The sequence below is a fragment of the Oceanobacillus polygoni genome, assembly GCF_008304605.1.
GTDB classification, from domain to species: Bacteria; Bacillota; Bacilli; order Bacillales; family Amphibacillaceae; genus Oceanobacillus; species Oceanobacillus polygoni.
The window spans coordinates 21,832-43,046 of the sequence record NZ_PIJY01000018.1 but is presented as its reverse complement, the minus strand read 5'-3'; the positions used below and the strand labels follow the sequence as shown (position 1 = coordinate 43,046).

Below are 21,215 nucleotides of genomic sequence, written 5' to 3'. Positions count from 1 at the left end.
CAAGAACATTAGTTGAAATAACATTCAAGAGAATGGAGATGATTTTTGTGAGCAACGGGAACAAATTTACTTTTGAAGAAATTGTTAATCAAAACGAAAAGCGAATTCACTATTATATTTATCAGCTAAAAATTCGCGATAACAATGAGGATTTTTACTCAGAGGGGCTTTTTGCACTGTGGAATGCATATGAAACGTATGAACCGAATAAAGGTCCGATGGGTACCTATTTTAATTTTACGATTAAAAATCGTCTGATCGACCAAATACGAAAGGAAGTACAAGCACAGGAAAAGCTAAAACATTATACATTAAAAAATAAATTTCAATTTAATGACGGAAACTACTTATCCGGGCTAGCTTCGAACAAACCTATCTTAGGTTCTAAAGATATAACACTGGGGAACGATGAACTATGGGATCAATTAGAAACCAATTTAACGAATAAGCAGTGGAAATGGGTAAACTATTACATCCTTAACGATATGTCTGTTAAAGAAATTGCAGAAAAGGAAGGTGTAACAGTTGAAGCTGTAAAAAGCTGGGGAAAGGAAACAAGAAAAAAATTGAGAGATCCAGACTTTCGTGAAAAAATCGGATGGATTATTGATGACTATAGCTAGATAGGATTTCAAAAGATAACTTATTAGATAAAATGTCCATATTCTAAACAATCTTTCTATATTGCAATCTGCCCTATGATGAACCACTTAAATAACAAACCAATGGTATTGCCATTGGTTTGTTATTATTTCAATTGATTTCTTGTTAAGAAATTATCGTAACGATTTTGCTTTAATTGGTTTTTGATTGACTCCCCAACTTGTATTCGATGTACCATCGAGGCGACGTGACTTTAAAACTCCACTTGGCCCACATCCACAACCTTTTCTTTGACCCTTCTCTACTGCTTTTAATTTTTTATTAATACTCAACCAATTCACCTCACTTCTACTTGACTCCATTAGTATATGTTTTCAGTAGAGTAAAGGTACAGGCGGAGATATACGCCCTATTACTGCATAAATGTACGTATACACTGGATAATTAGCCTGACCAAGCTAAGAATTATGACATAAAATATAATGAGTATCGATATAACGAACTCACTAGGTCGTCAACAAAGTCTAGAGATAAAGAATCGTTAACATCAACTGTTCAACTTTAGGAAGATTACTAATGTCAAACTGTGCATTACCTCTGTTACGGAAAAAATTTATCTTACAGTGATTTTCTCCCTATTCATTATTGGCGCTGCTTCTTTATCACCTACCCTTATTGCGCCACTAAATAAGGCATTCCCTATTTTCCATTAGCTACAATATAGGCTTAGCCTATCCTCAGTAGTCTTCCATATGTTGACAATAGAAGATACCAATTATGAGTATCTTCTTTTATTTTACTTCTTTTGGATTGCATAAAGATTTGTCCCTAACTTTTTAATGAGAAACTGACTATTATCGTTTTCTACTTTATTTAATTTATTAAAAAAAAGCAGTATTTCCGATTTTGTAAGGGATGGAAAAAAATATTTTACTTTCTTGTTTTCTTTTAAATAAAACGTTTTTTGTAGTGGAGATAAGCTTCTAGATGATGGCGGCAGTTTAATAGTACTTAATAAACGTAATATCTTAACATATGAGAATTCTTCATTCGAGCCTTTATAATACTTACGTAAATAATTTTCGCTCTTTTTTATTTGTTGTTCATAACTATTATCAGTAAATGGTTTATTTATTATAGCCTCTAATATGTTATTAACCTCTTTTGCACGCTTAGCTTTAATCCCTAATTCATTTGGAAATACCACTTCGTATTCTTCTGATGTAATTGGTATAAATGAAATTATCGGTCTTCCAACTAGAAAAGCTTCGATGCTCGAAGTGCACCCATTTTGTACAATTACTTCTGCAGCCATTAGCCACTTAATAATATTTCCTTCATGAATTACATGCACATTTTGGTACTCAGAAAATACTTCCCGATAAGCGTTTACACTTTCACCTGGATGTGGCCTTATAATAAAATTAGTATCAGGAAATCGCTCACACATCACTTTGACCAAATCTAAGAAATGATAATATAAGCGTTTAATATACAAGGTGAGTGCATCTGTATTTTGGTTTTTCTTTTCTGTTATAGAATTATAGAGTGAAAATCTTGTATTGATCAAAACAAACGCATGATACTTATTTCTTATATCTTCAACCTCTTTTTTATACAAAGGGGCAAACTTTGATTTTAAAAGATCAAACCTCGGATGACCTACAATATGACAGTTGCTTGCAAATGTCGGGGCAGCATTTGTAATCGTTTCTTTTTGAAATTCTCCCCAACAATATTCTTGTGTTACCAAATGAAGCATATCTACTTTCATTCTGTCATCTATGTATTGCGATGTATCGCTTAAGATTAGGCCTTCTTCGTCTAGTTCAACTACTATATGTCCATTACTTTTTGCATTCGTAATAATTCTTTTTCTAAATCCTTTCGGGTAACCTTTTGAAAAGAAGATTCCAGCAGGATATGTTTTTGAGGCTAACTCAACCATCCTATGCTCACCTATAATGACATGGTAGCCTTCTTTTGCAGCATGATATGCTAAAAGTAATTTAGCATCTAATTCTCTAACTTTTATTTCTACCGGGAGATATAACCAGCTTTTAAAGTTACCCATTTTTATTCACCTCGTAACCTTTAAGCATAAGCAAAGCTTAGGTATTTTTTAATATATGTATAAGCTCCTCAAAAGCCTTTTGATTACCTTCCATTATAAACTCTAGATCGGATGATAGTTCTTGAAGAGCGGAAGATTCAACTTCATCACTTTTTTCATCTGAATTATGTTGTTTATCCAAGAGTTGCAGCATAAATGTGATAAACATTTGTAGTGTATTTTTTTCCAAAAAGACGAAGCTATTGTCCTTTTGCCCCTCGTCATCTTGCAGTTCTTTCTCATAGCTCTCGATTAATTGTTTAATTAATTTTTGTCGGTCTAGATTGTTTGGATTATCACTCATTTCCACCCTCCTCGATTATCGTACCACTGATATTGATTTGGTTAAGGGAATTAATCCCATCTTTCGCCTCGTCTCCATAAGTGAACCCCATTATACTGCCTGCATAAGAAGATTCCGGAAGCCATTTCATCTGAAAACTTGAGAAGGAGAGCGTTTCAGAAGGGTTAAGCACGTTTTTTTCAACAGGTTTTAACCAATACTCCTGTTTATCCATCGGATCGTTTATTCGTTCCCACGCATTCGCTAACCTCATTTTTTGCTTAGAATCTTTATATAGATATTTTCCAGAAAAGTCGAAAGGTGAATCTGAGGATACTTTTATACATATATATGGATTCGTAAGCGGCCTTCCACCTACATTCTGAATATGAAAAGAACCTAGACAATAATTTTCGTTGCCTTCTTTATGCAATAAATTAAGGGAGTATGTAAAATAGCTGATCACTTGAAAATCCTTCAATGCCTTCTTATCAGATAGCAAAGATTTAATCTCGTTTAGATATGAGGTGTTCATTTCTTGCCACTCGACGATTTTTTGACGTACTTCATTCATCTTTTTCATTAAAAAAATTCACCTCCATAAAAAAATAAAGAGAGAAGTAATTCCTCTCTTTATATCTATGCTTGAAGATTAACATTTATCACCATGAACAGCAGGAGAAGGAGTAGGAGTACTAGGGAAAACCACCGGGCATTGAGGCGGAATTGTTGGCGCAGGACATGGAGGGATTGGAAGTATATCCCTTGGTTGACAGAAGTCAGCGACAATCTCTAGTGTTACATCAAAAACGGACTGAATACTTTGGCATAGACGAACAGTAACTGTCACATCAAGTTCATCAGGAGTTGCTGTTGTTGTTGTATCGCAAATAGCGGTACATACAAAGCAATCTAAATCTGTGTAAGTTACATTAACATCTGTACCTTCAGGTGCACAAAGAATCACTTGTTCACAGCGCGTGAATTCCGCAGTACCGACTTCTACTGTCGCCCCTCCAAGTTCTGGTATTAGGTCTACAAAAATGGTTACTTCAAAGTTTTTACGAATGTTCACCAGTTGAAGTGTAACCTGTGCGCCATCGATAACGAATTGCTGATCCACCCGATCCAAAATGACAATTGGATCTACAGCAGTTGGACCAACTGTACAAGTCACCGTGTCAATATCAATGTCGGCACACTCTAATTGAGCACCAGTAGCAGGGTTAACTGGTAATTCCAAATCAGCCAAACTTAAATCAAACGTTGCTTCATTAAGAATCCAGTCATATACTTTTTCTGTGTTGATACATAGGAGTTCCTGACCCCCTGTTAAGTTATCTGCTTGCATATCTGCAAACACCTCCGAATAAGTTTATTTTCTTTCATTCGTAGCATATGAACAAATGCACCAAGCCGTATAATGATTTAGCGGAATTTCATCATATTAAGTAAGGAAAATATCATAAATCAAAGCGGTCTGCGTGCAAACACAACATCATACGTGATTTTCATTAGCTTAAAACAAATAAACGATGCATACGATTAGAGTATAGAAGATCAGAAAAAGAAGTGTTTAAATTTTGCACATTTGTCACGTATTGGTGTCTCATCAATAGTATATTAATGTGCTGTAAAAGGGTGATTAATGGTGGAGCAATTCAAATTATACAATACTCAGGAGATTGAGGAATTGAATCGAGAGCTCGAATACTATAAATATACGCTCGAATCATTAAAAATTGGAGATGTGATAGATGATTACGTTAAGACAAAAAGTGATTTTCATCACTTAACGTTAAAATTTTCCAAACTTGAAGGAGAAGTGAAGATAATGGAAGATAATTTTCAAAGCAAGATAGAAGAATATGAATACCAGGAAAAAGACCTTACGGCAAAGGTTAATGCCATAAACGATTCAGTTATTCAATTAAAGCAAGATATAAATAGGGTTATGGAGAAGGTCGAGCGAATGCACTTTACTGAACTGCTTGAAAATATAAATCATGTGATTTTAAAGCAAGATAACATGTTAGTAGAAGGGAAAAGTGAAATCAATCGGCTAAGAGGAGAAATTTTACAATTAAAAGAAAACATGGAATCAAATAGTCATAAACAGGATACAACTATTCAACATTCCCCTAAACAATCAGAATACAGAAAATTACAAAACATGCTTGATTCTTCCAGATATATCGAGCAAGCACCAATCCAAAAAAAAAATGACGTAACAAAATCCCGGAATTTTATGCAATCGACGCCAAGTGGCCAAATCGTTCATTCCAATGACTCTGTTAATGATGTGCAAAACCCGAGTCAAAAGAGCAAAGGAAGAAAGACGTATCGGCATAATCAATATGAATTAAATAAAACTATAATTACCAGAACAACAGCATCAAATAAACAAGATAAAAAAAAAGAAACTAACCATATGAATGAAAATGATTCTTTCATTACGAATAGCGATAATCCAACTCTTACTGGTGACTATATATATTTGGAGGAAGATCAAGCAAATCACATAGATGCAGAGAATCATTTGGAAACCGATATAAAGAACGATAATAAACAACAGGATGATTCTGCCAAGGATTTCACACCGAACTCATCAAGCGAAACTACTGCCAATGAAATGCCAGCTGATGAAATTCACAATGATGGAGAGAAGAAAACGAATAATCAGGAAAAGCAATCAAGCAATAAAAAAGAATTTGCCTCCTTTTTTTCTCTCTTTAAAAGTAAAGTTTAGCATGAGAGAAGAGCAGCTAATTATTCCTCAGTCTATCTATAATAAAATGCTGGAACATGGTAAGTCTTGTTTACCTTTCGAGGCATGTGGTTTATTGTCTGGTAATAATCGTATAATAAATTCAATTTGGCAGTTGGAAAATAAATTAAAGTCTGATAGACGTTTCTTTGTAGAAAAGGAAACAATCGAAAACACCATTAAAGAAATTAAGAAGCTGAATGAGCAGGTACTAGTTATCTATCACTCCCACCCTACTACAGCACCTGTTCCTTCAGTCTATGATATTGTCAATCATCCGGATAACAAAGTTAAAATGATGATTATTTCCTATAAAACAAAGTCCCCAATTACAAAATGTTATCACATTAAATCCCCTAGCTATGAGGAATGCCTTTTTTGTATAAATCCATCGCTATAGCCCGACCTTTTTTGCATCCGTTATACTATAATGCAGTATAACGACAAAGGAGTTGATAAATATGAAAGCCAAAAAAATGAACAACCAAAAAAGTAACCATAAACTTATAAAACCTTCTAATCAACCAATTGTTATCGATTCATCATCCATTAAAAAAAGACCGATACAAGTAAGTGGAAGAAGTGGCTGCTGCATGAAAATAAGGTAATCAAAAAGACCACTGTTCTTTCCTCCGAATAGGATTACTCGCGCGGTCTTGTATATTGATTACTAGCGGTATATATATAGATTTGAGGCTATAAACGAAGGGCTGATTCTCAATGTCTGGATATTAGGAAGGTCGATAACCTACTCATCCGCAGGTTTTAGTTTAAGATTTCAGTCCCTTCCGAGAAAGCCTCATCTATAGTACTTTCCTATAAAAAAAGCAAGCAAAATCGTGATCTATCAATGCAGAAATATAAAACTGCCTTTTACAGAGAACAAATAACAATAGATTATTAATAGAGGAAATTTAATAGGTTACATACTAAGTAATGTGTAGAAAAGAAACGATTTCATGCGAAAATAGCATCAAAAAATAATAGATTTTGCACGAGAAACCAAATCTCTGCTTTTTTCTAGATAGAAAAAAGCAGTTTTTTGATTATCTTCTATCAAAAAACTGCTAATAGTTGAAATAAAACACTTGTGAATATGGAAGGTTAATACAAAGAACTAGAGCAATAGCCATTTCATTAAGAGATAAGTAGCTTAGTTTTTCGAAGGTGGTCTAATAGATTAGAATATATCCCAGCTGACCGGCGTACCTTTTCCAACATCATGAACTATTTTCTTCCCCAACAATATATCATAGTATTTAGGAGGAAGCCCATATCCAGGACGAATTACTCTAAGATTTTCCTTTGTTAATATTTCGCCCGCCTTCATATCTTGCGTTACATATAAAGAGCGCCGATATTTTTCTGATGGTTTTTCAGCCTTTGTTGAGCCATACCCTATACTTCCAAGTGATTGCCAAGCTCTTTTGGTTTCTGTTACCAATGCTTGCAATTCATGAGGCTCAAGGGAAAAGCTAGCATCTACTCCCCCATCTTTTCGAGAAAGAGTAAAGTGCTTTTCAATAATGGTTGCTCCCAATGCAACACTTGCAACAGCTACGCCATTACCCATCGTGTGATCAGATAAGCCAACCTCACATTGGAATAAATCCTTCATATGTGGAATTGTACGTATATTGGTGTTTTCAGGTGATGCTGGATATGTGCTTGTGCATTTAAGTAATATTATATCCTTGCAGCCTGCTTCCTTTGCAGTATTTACTGTTTCTTCAATTTCGGCAGCAGAGCACATTCCAGTTGAGATGATCATTGGCTTTTTTGTTTTTGCTACCTTTCGTATTAAAGGCAAATCGGTACATTCGAATGAAGCAATTTTATAAAATGGGACATTGAGCGATTCTAAGAAATCAACAGCTGTTTCATCGAACGGTGAGCTAAAACCTACCATTCCCAATTGTTTACAGCGTTCAAAAATAGGCTGATGCCATTCCCATGGTGTATGTGCTTCCTGATATAGTTTATATAGCGATTTGTTTTTCCAAATACTTTTTGAATCCTGAATAACGAAGTCATCCTTTGCCTCATTCAATGTCATCGTATCGGCTGTATATGTTTGTATTTTTAACGCGTTTGCTCCCGCCTTTGCTGCCATTTCTACTATTTCCAAAGCGCGTTCTAACGATTGGTTATGGTTCCCTGACATTTCCGCTATAATAAACGGTGGGTTGTTACTACCAACTTCTATCCCTCCCAATTTGATTGCTTTCATGATGTCCCTCCTTCCAGCTCACGCAAAAGTTCCACTCTCACTTTTTCCCATTTATCTAGAAATAAAGCCATCGGAATAACATCTAAATATTGATTATTCTTCCAAAGATGATCGACAAATCTACCTTCTGTTTCAAAGCCTAATTTCTTATGATAATGGAAACTCCCACTATTTGTATGAATTACTTCTGAACACACTTTGTGTAATCCTTCCTCCTTAAAAATTTTATCCAAGGCTAAAATTCCCATAACCGTCCCAGATCCTTTGGGGGCAGTTTCTTCCCCAATATAGAACCCCCAATAGCATCGAGCATTTTCTTTATCAAGATTCGTAAAATTAACTAATCCTAATGGTTGATCTTTATGATAGAGGAGCAGCACTCTCTTTTGTGAATCCTTCTTTACGTTTTCGAACCATCGGCAATGCTCCTCCCAAGTAATGTGATGATCCGTATACATAAATGATTTAATTCTTTTAGAGTTTCGCCATTGAAGTACGATTTTTAAATCTTGTTCCCTTATAGGCTTTAATTCAAAATCTTCCCGATTAATCATCGTTATTCTCCTCCAATAATCGATCGACAACAAGGCTTTCATTAAAGTCACGCATCATTAATTTTGAAGCGTCCATCATACCTTTTAGCATTTCTGGATTATTAATAATATGCATTAATTGGTTGGCTATATCTTGCTCTGCTACCTCTTTACTAAGTCCTAAATGACATATCACACCAATTTCAGATAAATATGACAAGATTTCAGATTGATTCGTTGCAGTTTCTATCGTAATAGCAGGTAACCTTACATAACATCTTTCCCAAGTTGTGCTTCCCCCTGCTCCAATCGCTAAATCTGCTTTTGCCATTAGTTCAGCTAAATAGTCAATTTGATAATGTATCTTTATATTTGGAATGTCTTCACAGTATTTCTTGATAGCTGAATAATTTTGATTTGAAAAGCCAATTACAATGTCAACTGCAATATCTGGTTGATTCATTAACTTAATTGCCTTGATTGCTTTCATTGTTTCATTTGTAGGATCACTTCCACCAAACGATATTAGGATGCGTTTTACATTATCGCTCTTTTTCTCTACATATTGAATGTCCCTAAATTCCTGTCTTAATAAGAGGTATGTTGGTCCTAATAACGTTGTTGTATAACTTGGAATCCATTTTTCATATCGTTTATCTAGGTTTCTATACAGATTCTGATCCAACAATAGATCACAATCATGTTGACGGTTTGCCAAGTCATCAATCACCATTAATTTTTTTACCATTGGCTTGATTGTACGCTCCCACTTCTTATCAATTGCATAATGATCAATAATTAGCCAGTCTTTATCAGGTTGCTTACCGATTGCATTAATTGTTTGTCGTACATCCGTTTTCCAATTTAATTTCAGCCAATTTTCATCGTCCTGATCCGGATTGGAATTCGTAGGAGTAGGTAATGATATGACCGTAAACGATTTACTTTTTATATATTCGATTAAGTTTCCGGATAGCCTTCGACAAACAAACGTAACACTTACGTTTTTCTTACGGAGTTCTTCTGCTAGGACCAGACACCTCATGACGTGGCCAGTCCCAATACCTGTCGATGCATCAGTCCTTATAAAAACTTTCATGAAATCCCACTTTCAATCTTCTTTTTGTTGAATATGCGTATTGATCGACTGCCATTCTGGAAATTTTTCAAATAATTGTAGCGTATCTTCCATTGTGAAAGCTGGTTTGTGTGGATATAATGTTTCAATAATTTGTTTTATGAGTGTGAAGTCCTCCATCGTATCAACCGTCCAGCGGTGATGGCTGTAGTTTTCGCTATTGGAAACATTGGATAGATTGAAAATTTGAGGATTATTCACCATGTATCTTGTAACATGCTCTCTATCTAATTTAGAATCCGCTTTTTCATAAGCTTCCTTTAAGGCTTGAAATGAAAATACTTCTGTATCCATACCTCTTGGCAATGTTCGCTTTAATGTGTTGGAGACATATTGTAGAGGGTGTTGATGGGATAAATAGCTTTCTATAACTTTATCTATTTGTACTGGATCGATAATCGGACAATCAGAAGTTAAACGGACAATCACATCTGCATTTACATGACTAGCTGCCTCGTAATACCTTTTTAGTACGTCAGTCTCTGAGCCTCTGTAGTATGCTACCTTCATCACCTGGCAGAAAGAAACAATCGCATCGTCCTGATCTTGGTCAGTTGTAGCGACTAGTATTTCATCTATATAGTTTGACCTTTTTACCCTCTCCAACTGATACGATAACAAAGTCCTGCCAAGTACTTTTCTAAGAACTTTCCCTGGTAATCGAGTCGAACCCATCCGAGCTTGCATAATTGCCACTACTTTCATTTCCTCACCTCTGATCGATCGAATAATAGGAAATCACTTTCTTTACTCCAGCTATTACATCATGAAGGTCTTGTTCAGACATTGCCGGAAATAATGGGAGTGTAATGATTTCTTCATATAACTTTTCTGCTTGTGGGCATAAGCCTTTTCTATAACCCAATTTTTGATAAAATGGGTGTAAATGTACCGGAATGTAATGGACATTTACACCAATATTCTCCTTTTGTAAAGCCTTAAATATTTCTTTACGGTTTACATTTAATTTCTCCATATCCAATCGTACGATATATAAATGCCAGCTAGAGTTACATTCATGTTGTTGATATGGCGTTATAAGTGCATCTATCTCTGCAAAAGCATCGTTATATTTTTTCGCATATTCTCTTCTTTTTTTCAGAAATGTGTTTAGCTTTTTCAGTTGACTTGACCCCAGGGCTGCTTGAATATCTGTCATTCGGTAATTATATCCCAGTTCTTGCATTTCATAATACCAAGGCCCCTGGTTGTTTTTAAGCTTCAGGGAATCACGAGTAATGCCATGACTTCTAAATAGGAGTAACTTTTCATAATAATCCGCATTGCTCGTCGTGATAATTCCACCTTCACCTGTAGTAATGTGTTTTACAGGGTGAAAGCTGAACATCGTCATATCACCAATGGATCCGATATGTCTATCTTTGTAGGTAGCACCTAATGCATGTGCAGCATCATCAATAATAATTAGTCCACTTTTTTTAGCCAGTGAAATGATTTCATCATATTCTGCTGGTTGACCAGTAAAATCAACTGTTATAATCGCTTTGGTTTTTTCTGTGAGAAGGGATTTAATGGATTCAGGGGATATATTATATGTTTTGGAATCGATATCTGCAAATACTGGCTGACCTCCAACGTACAGAATACAATTAGAGCTTGCCGCGAAGGTCATAGGTGTGGTTATCACTTCATCGTTTTCTTTGATTCCGGCCGCAAAGCACGCAGCATGTAATGCCGCCGTACCACTAGAGAATGCTACTGCGTATTTTGCTCCCACAAATTCCGCAATCTCTTTCTCAAATTGAGAGATGGCTGGTCCAGTTGTAATAAAATCACTTTTTAATACATCGGTGACAGCTTTAATATCTTCATTATCAATCCACTGCTTGCCATACGGCAAATAGGAATCTCTTATTGGAGTGCCGCCATTAAGTGCTAATTCTTCTTTTTTATTCATCATTTACTCCTTCCCTTAGATTAGATTCGTTGTTTTAATCCATTCTTCTGTCTTTTTAATTCCTTCTTCTAAACTATATTTTGGTTCCCAATTCAATAGTGTTTTAGCTTTACTATAATCACATAACAGCTTGGGTATTTCACTCTGCGGATGAATATGCGTGATATGTTCAATATGATTTTCATCCTGAACGATTAACTTTGCTAAAGTGTTTATACTGATATCTTTACCAAGCCCTGCATTAACAATTTCTCCATCCACTTTGTTAGAATAACCAGATTCAACGACAAAGCGTGCACAGTCTTCTACATAAAGCAAGTCGCGAGTTTGTTTACCATCTCCATATATTTGTAGTGGCTTATCAGCTAACTTGTTTTTCAGAAATATAGCGACTACTCCACCTTCTCCTCCTGTTTTTTGGAAAGGTCCATACGTATTGAACGGACGAATAATAGTTACTGGAAGGTCATAAGCATAGTAGTAAGATAACACCATATTTTCTGCCGCTAATTTTGATCCAGCGTATGGTGAAGCAGGTTTAACCGCATTTTTTTCATTAATACCATCCTCACTCCATGCACGCTCATACACCATACATGTGCTCATAAATACAACCTTCACGTTATTTTTTTTACAGTGCTCCAAAATATTAAAGGTGCCAATTACATCATTATTGAAAGTAGTTCGCGGATCATCGATACTGTCTTGCACATTTATACTCGCAGCTAAGTGATAACAAATATCAAACTTATTAATAAACAAATGATTGAGAACGCGGAAATCTTTTATATCTCCATTGATAAATCCCATAAAATTCTTATGGTCTCTTATATCCTGCATATTTTCTATTCTTCCATTTGAAAGGTCATCCAGTACCCAAACTTGGTGACCATCATTTAAAAGTCGGTCGACTACCCATCTTCCGATGAATCCTGCTCCACCGGTTACAAGAATTTTCAATACATTCACCCTTTCATAAAACCCCTCAAGAACATCATATTTACACCTAACAAAATATGTTCATGCTCAACTAAAAGTGTATAATTTCGAAAATAGTTATAGATCCTGATACCATTCAGAACCATTTGCCTGCAGACTATAACAAAGGTATAAAATAGTTTGAATATCTTACATGTACAAGAAAAGGAGACTCCTTGTAATGACTATTCCTAAAGGAAAAGAAGCGTTATACAGTGGCTCATCTATAGTGGAAGTAGAAGTTAAAAAATGTTGTGATTGGTTAGGTTTTTCGTATACTGATAATGGTTGGCATTACTTAAGTGCAACGATAAAGGAATTTATCGCTAACCCAAACATTAAATATAACAAATCCTTACTGAGCAACTATTACCGTTCATTTCAACCTAAATCTATACAAGATTGTTTTTTTTATAAAGGCGATGGATTTCCTTCCGTTTCTAGCAAGCTAACGCGATTACCCTGGGGTACTACTGTTAATATGAAGCCAAAAAATAATCAACACTTTGGCCCGAATTCAGATACCTTTGTGGAGAATGAATTTCGTCGAACAAAACGTATTTATAACAAAATAGCATCAGAAGGTTATCAACCAGAGAAATATCGGGATGGCTATATAAGAGGGCATTTTTTTAAAAATGATAACGATTACCGATTTATGCTGGCAAGTGGTCAACATCGGATGGCTGTGTTAGGAGTTTTAGGCTATCAAACGATACAAGTTAAGATTCACCCTAACTGGAAGAGAGTTATAGATAAAGAAGACCTCCTATCCTGGCCATATGTTCATCGTGGAACATATGACAAAGAATCAGCATGTAAAATTTTTAATGCTTACTTTACAAATACCGGAAGAGAAAAAGCCCAAAAGTTAAATCTTCTAAACTAAGAAGTTTTATTTAATAGATTATGGCGACTTCATATTTAGCACCTAGCTTATTAGACCATTAATTAACTTTTTTAATCTTTCCCCAGACATGCTGAAATTTGGATAAGCATCACGAATGAAATTTTCTATTTTCACGTTGACATTATTTTCATAGTTTAGATCCGTGAAATATTTTATTACCAATTCTCCTAACTTTTTGGGATCTTTTTGAACCAAATCCTCTAAACCATTATAATACCCTGTATAACTTGGTAATTTTTTATTCAATACGAATATAGGTTTGTTTACAAGCATTGTTTCTAAGCATACTGTAGATGGATATGAAATAACAGCGTCAACATTAGGAAGAATGTCATATAAATCGTAGTCTTGTGATGAATGAATAAATGGAAATTCTTTTGTCAGTTCGTGAGGAGTTTTAATAGGGTAATCTTTAATTACTATATTTAAATCTACTCTTTTAGAAATTGTATCAATTAAGATTCTCCATTTATTGATATCCCTTTTTCCCCTAACAGCAATCATTATTGTCTTTTTAGTTTTATCCAGCCCTAATTGTTTATAAAACTTAGACCTTTTTACTGTTGAAGGCTGAAATGCTTGATCAAACCTTGGATGGCCAGTAATTGCAATAGAGTTTTTTGAAACCCCAATTCGCTTATACCAACCTACTTCAAAATTTCCATATACAGCATCAATTGTAGCAATTTTCGGTATAAAACCGAATTCATTTGCAAGGATTCCATGCTGTATACAAATAGTAGGTATCCCCCTTTCAGCAGCAACTAACGATAAAATACGACTTCTATAACTATGCGTACTAGCTACAAGTAAACAAGATACAAGAACTTCATCATAAAAATGAATGGATTGTTCAATACTATCTACTATTTCAGCTATTTTTTTCAAGAACAAAGCCTGGAAATTTTCATCCTTATATAGATGGTGATTTTTATAAGATTTGAATATGGATATTGCCTGGCTTTGCAGCTGACGTATCGCTTTTTTTGTATCTATTTTGTAATTACTTAAATACTTGACTGGAAGGTTAAATAGCGTTTTATTTGTATCGACAGTACTAGATCTTCTTTTGTTGTTTTTGCTCCCCGCCATTACAATCAGTGTTTTTGAGCGATCAAAGTAATCATCGAACGTTTTTATTGGAAACCGGAGTATTGTATCATAATTCACTACAATTTTCCCTTGTTTATATTTAACTAATTGTTTTTTATTATGAGACTGTAGGTAGTTATTAAATACCTCTTGAATTTCCATTTGATCTTTCACCTGGTTTTTTAACCGTTCAGTGAATTTTTCATCATACAATTCCTTCCATAGTTCTGTATTTTTTCTAATTAAACTAGGAAAATGACATATAAATGATAAGGAAAATCCTTTATAATTCAACTTTTGAAAGTCATAAAGAAAATCAAGGTACAATGACCAATAATTTTTTACATACGTATTCATAGTAACCTCCTATATCAATAGATTCTTCGATGACCATTTCCACTCAAATTCAACAGCTATTACATTGTTCAGCAAGTCCCCCTTATAAGGGGATTAAGAAAAGTTACTTACCTACTTTTTTAAATACACGAAGCGTATAGTGTTCTAAACCAGCTTCTTTACAGTTACTTTCCGTTACCTGTTTAAAACCATAGTTTTCAAAAATCGTCTTATAGTTTCTTGAGAAAATGTGCCAAGACGAAGCTCCTTCTGCTTCAACGGTTATTAGATAAGCCCCTGTAATTCTTGCTATTTCTTCAAAAATCCATTCACTATCCGGATGGATATGTTCAAAAACTGCCATCGAAAAGACTAAGTTAAAAGAATTAGGAAGAAACCTTTTAATTACATCCTCTACTGGAGAATTAATGATTACCGCATCATCCGCAAGTTTTGGATACGTTTTCTGAAGACATATAGCCGCTTCTTGACTAATTTCAATGCCAGTCATTCCTTTATAACCATGCTCATAAAGATGATTCAGATTACGGCCAACGTTACAGCCAACCTCTAGAACCTTTCCCTTTCTCTCTACATATTTTTCTACATATTTCAATAAAAACTCGCTTCTCTCCAATTTATTCGCATATCTCATTGGAGTACTGTTGTTAACCCAGTGATCGTGAATTTCATTAAGTTTTGTTTCTGTCACGTTAATACCTCCACTTTTTTATACAGGATACAATATAATATGTAAAAAAAAAGAAAGCGTATTGGCATATGATAGAAGGTAACAACCTAAAATGATCGCTTTTCCCTCATTTAATTAGTTTGATGCAAGGGTTTAATGATCTTGTTGATCATATTTAAAGTTTGCCTAAAAAATAGTTAGAGAAATCCTTTCCTCCTCAAAAAAAGCCCTCTATCCCTAAAGATATTGAGAGCTAAATCATTTATATTGTAAGTCCATGAATTAATGCTTTCAATTTACTAGTGGATTACCCTGATGAATCTTAGTATTTATAAGCAATAAAATCATCTTTCATTTTTCCCCACTTTTTAAGTGTTACATTTAGCTTCTAATAATGTGTATGTCAGATCTTTCACTAGTTTGATAGGGTCACTAATACTATATTCCTGTAGCTGTCTATAATAATTCACTGATTTAAAAATTTTCAACAAAGTTACTATATGAGGACCAACAATTCTATTTAAGCTGATTACCTCCTTCCTTTTCACAACTTATATAGTGAATTTAATTCGATATGGAAGCTGATCCCATGAAACACCTATACCCTAATTTGCCAACCAATTAATTAAGTCAACTAGCCTATCTCCAGAAGGTTTCGCAGCAGGATATGCTTGGGATAAAAATGCTTCTCGTTTTTCTTCAACTAGCTCCTTAAATTTTCCATCTCTAAAATAATTATTGATCATTTTAGAGATTGTTAAAGGGTCTGATTGTGCTAATTCACCTAAAGAGTCGAAATAACCGGTATACGTTGGAAAAGGAGTAGACAAAACAAAAACTGGCTTTTTAGCAATCATAGCCTCCAATCCCACAGTAGAAATATAAGAAACGACTAAATCGCTGTGATGAATTAAATCATATAATTGAATGTCTTTAGATGGATACACGTTAGGAGATATTGTAGTCAGTTGATGCGTCAAGTACGGATAATCTTTAATGACAATGTTGTAATCTCCACTTTCATCAAGTTTTTTAATGAGTCTTTCCCAGTTTTCAATTTGTGTTTTACCCCTTACAATCATTAGTATCATTTTCTTATTTTTCTTTAATTCTAATTCATTTTCTAACTCATTCTTAGAAATAGAAGGATCTTGATGAATAGTATCAAACCTCGGATGTCCAATTACTTCTACAGCTTGATCTGATATACCTAATTGTTTAAACCAGTTGAGTTCAAAATTTGAATAAACGGCATCTACATCTGCTATCTTAGGCATGTACCCACGTTCATCTCCAATAATACCATGCTGCATACATATTGTAGGAATTCCCATTTCAGCAGCGACCATGGCAATTGTTCTACACTGGTAATAGTGTGTAGAAGAAAAAATAATGCAAGAGACTGGATTCATTCTAAAATACCTATTGGCTTCCTCAATACGATTAACTATTCCCTCTATTTGCATATAAAAATATTTCTTGAATGTTGCATCATTAAACATCGGGTGATTGGTATAATTGGATATAATTTCATCTGCTTTACCTTTTAATATTTGGATATTTAAACTTACATCAGCACTGTATTCATTTAAATAATGAGAGGGAATCCCTTCTACAGGAATACCTTTAATTACTTTTGGTTTTTCCTTGAGCTTATAGTCTTGAAGAAAAATAGTGGCTGTAGGAGGGAAATGTTTAGTTATTATTTCTTTCGGAAAGCGTATCAAATTATAGGCATCATATAAAACTACTTTTCCATTTGCATGGCTTGCTTTCTTGGATAATTTACTTTTTTTTCGGTTTATGTGCGATTGTTTATACGTACTGAAAATTTGTTGCAATGTTTTTTTGTCTTTTACTTCATGCGATAAAGATTTTATAAATTCCTCTGATGATAAATGATCCCAAATATAGTGATTTTCATGATTCAGACTACGAAAGTGACATAAGTAGGGAATAGAGAACCCTTTATATTTCAAAACTTCAAAGGCTTCTAAAAACTCTACGTACAATGACCAATAATTACGTGAAGTTGTATTCATTTTATTACTCCTTTGTATTTTTAGACTGTTGGAAGATACCAAGTTAGATATCGGGTAGTGTACATCAGGCTTTTTAACTGATCAGCCTATTAATCAATTTTTCCAATCGCTCCCCAGACTTTGCGGAACTCGGGTACGCGTATCGAAGGAACTTTTTCCTTTTATTCTCTGCATAGATTCTTGACTGAGCATCTGTAAAATATTTCTTTATTTCTTCACCTAATTTTCGTACATCTGACTGAACCAGATTACCAAGACCTGTATAATATCCCGTATAACCGACGAAGGTTTCCTCCAAGATGAATACGGGTTTCTTTGCTAACATTGCTTCCAAACCTACCGTAGAAGAATAAGCAACTACAGCATCAACATTAGGAAATATGTCATAAATATTATAACTTTGTGTTGAATAAACAAATGGGAATTCTTTTGTTAAAGCATGAGGGCTTTTACTTGGATAATTCTTAATTACTATATTAAAATTAACTTTTTGGGAAATTGTTTTAATTAATGATCGCCATCTATCTTTTTCTTTATCTCCCCTGACAACAATCATTAATGTTTTTCTATTTGGATTTAATCCTAATGTACGATTGAACTTATCCCGATTAATTTCAGAACGTGTATATACCCGATCAAATCTAGGATGGCCAATAATTTCAAGGGAGTTATCAAGAGCTCCTAATTTTCTATACCAGTCTCTTTCAAAGTTCCCATATACAGCATCAACTGTAGCAATCTTGGGTATATAACCAAGTTCACTCGAAATAATTCCATGCTGCATACAAATAGTCGGGATTCCTCTTTTGGTTGCAACAAGAGCTAATATACGGCTTTTATAACTATGCGTTGTTGATACAACTACACAAGAGACAGAAACTTCATTTAGAAAATTTATCGACATTTCAATCTGATTGATAACTGCTGCTAAATTATTTAGAAACCATTCCTGAAATTTATTATTCTTATAGAGGTGGTGATCTTTATAAGCTTTAAACATAGCTTTTGCCTGATTTTGAGCTCGTGATGCCTCTTTTTCTGTATTCGTTGCGTAATTATTAAAGTAATAAATGGGTAACTTACTGATTATTTTGTTTGGTCTTACAATATTTCTCCTCTTTACATTTTCTTTTTTTATTATAATGGTATTTGTTAGAGATACAGCTTTTTTTCTCTTCTTTATGTTAGTTGTTAATTCAGTTTTATTTCCTTTGGTCTTGCTAACGATTGGGGGCTTACCCTTTTTCCCCTTACTTTTGCCAGTTGAAAATAGTTGGATTGTATTCGAAGGATCAAAATAACCGCTAATTGTATCCGGAGGAAAACGGAGCAATTTGTCAACGTGTAATACTACTTTACCGCCCTTATTCTTTACTTCCCCTTTTTTTCTGTGTGATTGAACAAACTTATTAAATGCTTCCTGAAATTCACTTTGGTCATTAACTTGATTCTTTAACTTTTTGGTAAACTTAACATCGTTCAATTCACTCCAAATTGGTTCGTTATATATAATAAAGCTAGGTAAATGACATAAATACGGTAATGAAAAACCTTTATAATTCAACTTTTCAAAATCATTGAGAAAGTCAAGGTATAAAGACCAATAATTTTTCACAAAAGTATCCATATAACTTTATAACCTCCTTTACTTGTCTTTAAATTAGTTCCTCATCCTTTAGCAGTTTACGTAACTCATTAACATTTAATGGTGCTTGATCCATAGAACTGTATGTCCCATGATTGCACTTTGTCGCATTGTTGTATCTTACCTCCTGGGTTCCTGTAATGATATACATATCCTTTAATTCCCAAGCCTCCCTAGATTCATCGTAGGTCATCAATTCTTCAAACATTTTTTCACCTGGTCGTAATCCCATCACTTCAATATTAATATCATTACTTTTCATTGCGTGTTTTTTACATGTTTCTTCTATTAAAATATCCGCTAAATCACCTAGTTTAATAACAGGCATTTTTAATACAAAAACCTCTCCACCCTTCGCTTCTTTCAGAGCCTTTATTGTCAACTGCGTGGCCTGATTCAATGACATCATAAAACGTGTCATGTTTTTATCAGTAACTGTGATTTTCTTGTCTTTAAGAATTCGTTCTTTAAACAGAGGTATTACAGAACCTCTTGATCCCATAACATTACCAAATCGAACACTTGCGAATACGGTTTGTTTCCCGCTTTTACTATATTCAGTAGAAGAAATTAATCGTTCTGCAATAAGTTTTGTCGCACCATACGTATTAGTAGGAGAAATAGCTTTATCCGAACTAGTAAATACTACTTTTTTTACATTTTGTGAAATCGCTGCTTTAATTACATTATTCGTTCCATGCACATTTGTTTTTATAGCTTCATATGGATTTAATTCGCAAAAATCAACATGCTTCATCGCAGCTAAATGTAATACATAATCAATATCATGCATTGCAGCAAACAAACTATCATAATCACGAATATCTCCAATTACAAAACGTATTTTTTCATTATTGCCGAGCTCATATTGAAGTTGATGTTGCTTAAATTCATCTCTGCTAAATATTTTTATAAATCTTGGATTTTCTTTCATGATAGATTGGACGATACTTTTACCTATCGTTCCAGTTCCCCCAATTACTAATATTTTTTTCTTATTAAAATACACCTAAAACCTCTCCTTCATAACTTGGAAGCCTATGATATTTTGTTAAATAATACTCGTACAGTGATAATATATATATTCAGATATGAACGATGAGTTAAAGACGCTAACCTATTAATGGTTATTTTCTAATAAATAGTCAGATACATCGTAGACATAAAAAAAGAAGCTGATCAACATAGCTTCGTTGGAAAATTGTATTCAGTTATGAAGTGGAGGCACTTTTTTATTATGAAATAGCTCCTCATTTTTCATATCTAACAAAGTCGATCAGTTTTTATCGAGGAGATGAACTTAATTCCTTTTCTTATTTCATTTCTTTTGAAGTGTGTCAGCCATACTGATTAGCAACTGATTAAACCTTTCTTTATCATTTACTAATTCCTTTGTACTTCGCCAAATCTGTTCTTGCACCGCAGGGTCATCTAAAGCATGATGCAACATTACCAAAATAGCATCCTTTGATTCTATTTCTTGCTCTGCTTTATGTTCATCCTTCTCTTCCGTATATTGTTCCTCCTGATTTACTGAATCATTTTGGAAAAACTGTTTGATATAATCTTTAGCCATATTTCCAACTAACTTTACTTCTGAGGTATTTAAGGTTTTCATAATTCCTTTCAATTTATCCAATAATTCTGGAAAGCTGTTACTGTCCTCCTGTTGCACTTTCAATCCTTCATTACGAACGACTTGTTTTTTTACTTCTCGAAATCCGCCAGAAGAAGTTCTTTCTAAATGCAGGACACGATTATTTTTCAACTGCTCTCACCCACCCTTTTGCATCCTCTTTACATAGTTACGCGACTATAATTTATTTGTCTGTGTAAACGTCTACTTTTGTATTACTTTTATGAATAATATATTTTTGAATCGTACAATTCGCCGTGCCAAAATCTTAAGAATATGCAAGATATAGGAGATTGGTGT

21 protein-coding genes are annotated in these 21,215 nt (G+C 34.1%); 4 read left to right on the top strand and 17 right to left on the bottom strand.

From position 1 onward, the window contains the following. Nucleotides 1-47: 47 nt before the first annotated feature. Nucleotides 48-623: a sigma-70 family RNA polymerase sigma factor gene (locus F1560_RS06255; protein WP_420874443.1), complete on the top strand. Its 576-nt coding sequence runs from the start codon at nucleotides 48-50 to the stop codon at nucleotides 621-623. A gap of 153 nt (nucleotides 624-776) precedes the next feature. Here F1560_RS06255 and F1560_RS22065 read toward each other — a convergent pair whose 3' ends face one another. The 5 genes from F1560_RS22065 to F1560_RS06235 all read right to left on the bottom strand — a co-directional run bounded on the left by F1560_RS22065 (nucleotide 777) and on the right by F1560_RS06235 (nucleotide 4,350). Then, on the bottom strand, nucleotides 777-935 hold the full coding sequence (locus F1560_RS22065; protein WP_187773647.1) for a hypothetical protein: 159 nt from the start codon (nucleotides 933-935) through the stop codon (nucleotides 777-779). A 464-nt stretch (nucleotides 936-1,399) separates the two neighbouring features. Then, the gene (locus F1560_RS06250) at nucleotides 1,400-2,677 is read right to left on the bottom strand and encodes a surface carbohydrate biosynthesis protein (protein WP_149473779.1); all 1,278 of its coding nucleotides are present in this window, start codon (nucleotides 2,675-2,677) and stop codon (nucleotides 1,400-1,402) included. Nucleotides 2,678-2,714: 37 nt separating this feature from the next. After that, a complete protein-coding gene (locus F1560_RS06245; protein ID WP_149473778.1) occupies nucleotides 2,715-3,020 on the bottom strand; it encodes a hypothetical protein in 306 nt (101 codons plus the stop codon). Beyond that, nucleotides 3,013-3,582: a hypothetical protein gene (locus F1560_RS06240; protein WP_149473777.1), complete on the bottom strand. Its 570-nt coding sequence runs from the start codon at nucleotides 3,580-3,582 to the stop codon at nucleotides 3,013-3,015. Before F1560_RS06240 ends, F1560_RS06245 begins: the two co-directional genes overlap by 8 nt. A gap of 69 nt (nucleotides 3,583-3,651) precedes the next feature. Next, entirely contained in the window at nucleotides 3,652-4,350 is a 699-nt protein-coding gene (locus tag F1560_RS06235; RefSeq protein ID WP_149473776.1) for a BMQ_0737 family morphogenetic spore coat protein, read from the bottom strand. 483 nt (nucleotides 4,351-4,833) lie between these two features. Between F1560_RS06235 and F1560_RS22060 the strand changes: the two genes are divergently transcribed. Then, nucleotides 4,834-5,748 carry a hypothetical protein gene (locus F1560_RS22060; protein ID WP_187773646.1) on the top strand — a complete coding sequence of 305 codons (915 nt, stop codon included), beginning with the start codon at nucleotides 4,834-4,836 and terminating at the stop codon, nucleotides 5,746-5,748. A 1-nt stretch (nucleotide 5,749) separates the two neighbouring features. After that, nucleotides 5,750-6,166: a M67 family metallopeptidase gene (locus F1560_RS06230; RefSeq protein ID WP_187773645.1), complete on the top strand. Its 417-nt coding sequence runs from the start codon at nucleotides 5,750-5,752 to the stop codon at nucleotides 6,164-6,166. 780 nt (nucleotides 6,167-6,946) lie between these two features. Here F1560_RS06230 and pseI read toward each other — a convergent pair. From pseI to F1560_RS06200, 6 genes are read right to left on the bottom strand one after another with little or no spacing between them, the layout of a single operon-like run. Further along, nucleotides 6,947-7,996: a pseudaminic acid synthase gene (gene pseI / locus F1560_RS06225; RefSeq protein ID WP_149473774.1), complete on the bottom strand. Its 1,050-nt coding sequence runs from the start codon at nucleotides 7,994-7,996 to the stop codon at nucleotides 6,947-6,949. After that, the gene (pseH, locus tag F1560_RS06220) at nucleotides 7,993-8,550 is read right to left on the bottom strand and encodes a UDP-4-amino-4,6-dideoxy-N-acetyl-beta-L-altrosamine N-acetyltransferase (RefSeq protein WP_187773644.1); all 558 of its coding nucleotides are present in this window, start codon (nucleotides 8,548-8,550) and stop codon (nucleotides 7,993-7,995) included. The genes pseI and pseH overlap by 4 nt, the downstream gene beginning before the upstream one ends. Then, nucleotides 8,543-9,628 carry a UDP-2,4-diacetamido-2,4,6-trideoxy-beta-L-altropyranose hydrolase gene (gene pseG / locus F1560_RS06215; protein WP_149473772.1) on the bottom strand — a complete coding sequence of 362 codons (1,086 nt, stop codon included), beginning with the start codon at nucleotides 9,626-9,628 and terminating at the stop codon, nucleotides 8,543-8,545. The genes pseH and pseG overlap by 8 nt, the downstream gene beginning before the upstream one ends. A gap of 12 nt (nucleotides 9,629-9,640) precedes the next feature. After that, nucleotides 9,641-10,372: a cytidylyltransferase domain-containing protein gene (locus F1560_RS06210; protein WP_149473771.1), complete on the bottom strand. Its 732-nt coding sequence runs from the start codon at nucleotides 10,370-10,372 to the stop codon at nucleotides 9,641-9,643. Nucleotides 10,373-10,376: 4 nt separating this feature from the next. Continuing rightward, complete coding sequence (gene pseC, locus F1560_RS06205; RefSeq protein WP_149473770.1) at nucleotides 10,377-11,585, bottom strand: UDP-4-amino-4,6-dideoxy-N-acetyl-beta-L-altrosamine transaminase; 1,209 nt, start codon at nucleotides 11,583-11,585, stop codon at nucleotides 10,377-10,379. A gap of 15 nt (nucleotides 11,586-11,600) precedes the next feature. Further along, nucleotides 11,601-12,545 (bottom strand): dTDP-glucose 4,6-dehydratase, encoded by a 945-nt coding sequence (locus F1560_RS06200; protein WP_149473884.1) that lies wholly within the window; start codon nucleotides 12,543-12,545, stop codon nucleotides 11,601-11,603. 199 nt (nucleotides 12,546-12,744) lie between these two features. On the opposite strand from F1560_RS06200, the gene F1560_RS06195 reads away from it, so the two are divergent. Beyond that, nucleotides 12,745-13,452 (top strand): hypothetical protein, encoded by a 708-nt coding sequence (locus tag F1560_RS06195; RefSeq protein ID WP_149473769.1) that lies wholly within the window; start codon nucleotides 12,745-12,747, stop codon nucleotides 13,450-13,452. Nucleotides 13,453-13,494: 42 nt separating this feature from the next. On the opposite strand, the gene F1560_RS06190 is transcribed toward F1560_RS06195, so the two are convergent. The 6 genes from F1560_RS06190 to F1560_RS06165 all read right to left on the bottom strand — a co-directional run bounded on the left by F1560_RS06190 (nucleotide 13,495) and on the right by F1560_RS06165 (nucleotide 21,047). Further along, on the bottom strand, nucleotides 13,495-14,922 hold the full coding sequence (locus F1560_RS06190) for a CDP-glycerol glycerophosphotransferase family protein (RefSeq protein ID WP_149473768.1): 1,428 nt from the start codon (nucleotides 14,920-14,922) through the stop codon (nucleotides 13,495-13,497). 103 nt (nucleotides 14,923-15,025) lie between these two features. After that, nucleotides 15,026-15,613 carry a class I SAM-dependent methyltransferase gene (locus tag F1560_RS06185; protein ID WP_246811912.1) on the bottom strand — a complete coding sequence of 196 codons (588 nt, stop codon included), beginning with the start codon at nucleotides 15,611-15,613 and terminating at the stop codon, nucleotides 15,026-15,028. Nucleotides 15,614-16,197: 584 nt separating this feature from the next. Next, entirely contained in the window at nucleotides 16,198-17,634 is a 1,437-nt protein-coding gene (locus F1560_RS06180) for a CDP-glycerol glycerophosphotransferase family protein (RefSeq protein ID WP_149473767.1), read from the bottom strand. Nucleotides 17,635-17,707: 73 nt separating this feature from the next. Then, nucleotides 17,708-19,261, bottom strand: a complete 1,554-nt coding sequence (locus F1560_RS06175; protein WP_149473766.1) for a hypothetical protein — start codon at nucleotides 19,259-19,261, stop codon at nucleotides 17,708-17,710. Between the two features lie 28 nt (nucleotides 19,262-19,289). Next, nucleotides 19,290-20,288, bottom strand: a complete 999-nt coding sequence (locus tag F1560_RS06170; protein ID WP_149473765.1) for an SDR family NAD(P)-dependent oxidoreductase — start codon at nucleotides 20,286-20,288, stop codon at nucleotides 19,290-19,292. 309 nt (nucleotides 20,289-20,597) lie between these two features. Continuing rightward, on the bottom strand, nucleotides 20,598-21,047 hold the full coding sequence (locus F1560_RS06165; protein ID WP_149473764.1) for a hypothetical protein: 450 nt from the start codon (nucleotides 21,045-21,047) through the stop codon (nucleotides 20,598-20,600). Between the last annotated feature and the right edge of the window lie 168 nt (nucleotides 21,048-21,215).